This is a genomic window from Stenotrophomonas sp. 05L414_2 (genome assembly GCF_056397905.1).
Window position 1 is genome coordinate 1 of the sequence record NZ_JBFTOJ010000271.1, and the last position, 3,015, is coordinate 3,015.

2 protein-coding genes are annotated in these 3,015 nt (G+C 56.1%); both read left to right on the forward strand.

The genetic code is table 11. The features are described 5' to 3' along the window. The coding region (locus AC1DJN_RS21405; protein WP_478040152.1) for a hypothetical protein at nucleotides 1–1,299 on the forward strand (1,299 nt) is incomplete at its 5' end. Nucleotides 1,300–1,344: 45 nt separating this feature from the next. Next, nucleotides 1,345–3,015 (forward strand): integrase (locus AC1DJN_RS21410; RefSeq protein ID WP_478040154.1); only part of this gene is annotated, 1,671 nt, incomplete at its 3' end.

The window sequence follows — 3,015 nt, forward strand, 5'->3', positions numbered from 1 at the left end:
GAGCTTGACCGTGCGGCTTGGGCCAACGTCATGAAGGCCGCTGTTGAAGAATGCATCTCGACAATGGACGAAGTATGGCCGCTTCTGGACAGGGTACACAGTGCCATTGCTCAGAAGAGTAAGGGCGACGCTGTATCGCTAAGCGACCCGGCGGAGGCGATTGCGCAGATCCTGGCAAACTTTGACGGTCACCTTCCTCGCCAAGCCGAGGTTCGCAAGCTCCCAGGCGTAGGAAAGATCAGTGAAAGTGAGTACTTCCGTCTGAGGAGACTTGCGCACCCCATCGGTGGTGATCTGATCCCATTCTTTCTAGTACTGGCAATGCACTCGGGGTTCAACGAGCAGCCACTTAGAACACTCACTCTGGATGGCATATCCGAGCACTACCCGCTTGGACGGAAACGAACGGTGATCAAGTCATCCAAGCACAGGGCTGGGGAGAGCGATCAGGGGGCACCACAGCGAGCGGCCTTCCCCGCCAGCGATCACCCGCTAGCGCCGGAAAGATTGATACGCTTCGTCATAGCTTGGACCAGACGAATCAGAGACTACGCTGTTGGCAAGCTTGCCAATGACTTTTTCCTGCACGCAGTATCCGAAGGTGGGCGGCACAAGCGCCGAGGAATGCTCATCGATTCCTACTCATGCAGAACCGACGATGTAAACACGCGCGTGACCGGTTACATCACGCTGTTCTGCAAACGAAGGGGGCTCAAGTACTCCGGCTCCCGCGCAAATAGGCTTGCGTTCTCTGAAGTAGTTGATGGACTGACCGACGGCGACGCCTTCGAGCTACGAGCAATGCTGGGCCATCGGCTGCTGTCAACTGGTCAAGACAGCTATCAGACAACCACGATGCAGCGTCGGCAGAAGGAACAGATGGCAGGAGCCATGGCGGCCCAAGAGCGCTGGGTGACTTCAAATGGAAGTATTGATACGCGCTCAACCCGGAGTGACCGTGAGTATACGGCAGCCACGCAGGGCTTCTGCTGCGCAGATCCATTCCAAAGTCCGCAACCGGGTCAGCGCCAGGGCAAACTCTGCACCAGCTATGGTGCTTGCCCTGCGTGCCCGCTCGCAGCAGCTGACTCAAACGAAGCCTACGCGCTCGCCCGCTTTCTTCAACTGCAGGAGCTATACGAAGAAGCTAGGGCAGAGCTTGGGAGCGAGATATGGCGGCGAAAGTTCGAGAACGCTTACCTCGCGCTCCGCGACTCATGGATTCCTGCTGTGAGCACAAATGCGAATCGACAATCAGCGGCGATGATCATGCTGACGTCGCTCCCCACACTTGAATAGTTCGGACCGCACCGTTAGTAGAGCGTCCATTCTAGAGGTAAGGCTATGCCTGCAGTAAGAAAGGTCAAATCAGCGCAGGCGGCAACCCTGCACCCTTCATTCCAGGTGGACTATGACAGTAATGTCTGGACGTTCGCTCAAACCACTGTCGGYCAACAGAGGGAGTTCGTCACCGTTGATTGGGAAATCCCAGTTGCGCGCGGAGAATTACTCACAGACTACAAACACAGAGGACTACTGGATGAACTGAAGTGCTACCTCAAGACCTCCATCGTCGATGACGCGGTACGCATGACGGTTGGATCTATCCCTTCTACCTACATGGGCATGAGGGAGCTGGTGAAGTTTATGGGGGAGCGGGAAATCCGCACGCTTTTCGACATATCCACAGCTGTGAGTTGGGAGTATGTCGAAGGTCTCGAAGAGCAATACATCATGGCCGGAGGTGATGCCGGTCGAGACAGAGCGTGGACGCATGCCACTGCCTACAAGCTTATTCACCCACTTACACAGATCTACGAACTCGCGGACAGCTTGCGCGCCAGAGGTGGGCAGGCACCCTGCGAAGCACCGTTTGATGGAAGAAAAACCTATGACGTTGTGACCGGGCCGCTTGGGCTCGCTCGAACGGGTGGATTGCTGCCTATCCCGGACGAGATCTCGGTGCCAATCCTCACCTACGCATATGAATGGATCGAACACGGTTCGGAAGATGTGATCAGACTTCAGGCTGAGATCATCCCGATGCTCATCGACGCAAGGAGCGCCAAGGGACCAAGACGAATCATATGTCTTCGTGAGATCAGACGGCACATCGAGGAGTTCCAGATGAGCCCGATCCCAGGAACACTAACGCCTTGGCATGAGCCCCTGCTCGCAACGGATCGGATTGATGACGCTGGGGACGAGCGCGAAATTAGCGGAACTCAGGCCCTCAGACGCTTAATTCTGATGACTCAAAGCGCATGTAGCACGTTGCTGCAGGCATGCACTGGGATTCGAGCTCATGAGCTGATAGGCCTATCCTTGGACCACGATCCGACGCTACAGCACGGTGTGATCAGATCAGTGATTTCTCTAGACGGACTAATGGAGGTCTTCTCCATCTGCGGCATTTCAGCCAAAAGGGAAGCGACTCGCCATGAGTGGACAGCCGGACTGCGTCCATTCGGTACAAAGCACCTGCCGCTAGTTCTGAAGTCCATCGAAGTGTTGGCTCGACTAATGGAGCCTTGGAGAGCTCTTTCTGGCAGCAGCACGCTGATGCTCAGCTTCTCCCACGCCAAGTCCCTTCCATCCGGTGCTGACGGAATTGGCCGAATGACAGCCAACCGAAACTCTCTCCTGCAGCGCGAGTTCGCCGTTGAGGCCCTCACTAAGAAGCGTGGCATCGAGATGACGCAAGCTATCTACGAGGTGAGATCCCTCCGCCCACAGCGATGGCGGATCACCTTTGCGCACTACGTCTTCCGATCCAAGCCGGAACTTATGCCTGCACTTCGGACCCACTTCCGTCACATGAGCGAGCAGATCACGGATCAAGGGTACATCGGCAACGACGCAGCGCTTCTCGAGAATCTAGAAGGAGAAAGAGTCATGGAGACCTCCAGGTTCCTCGTTCAAATCACTCTTGGCAAGCCGATCGGGGGTGGACCGGCACAGCGGCTTCTCATGCAGCATGCCGAATCAGTGGCCAAGGCACTGTCAGTGATGGAC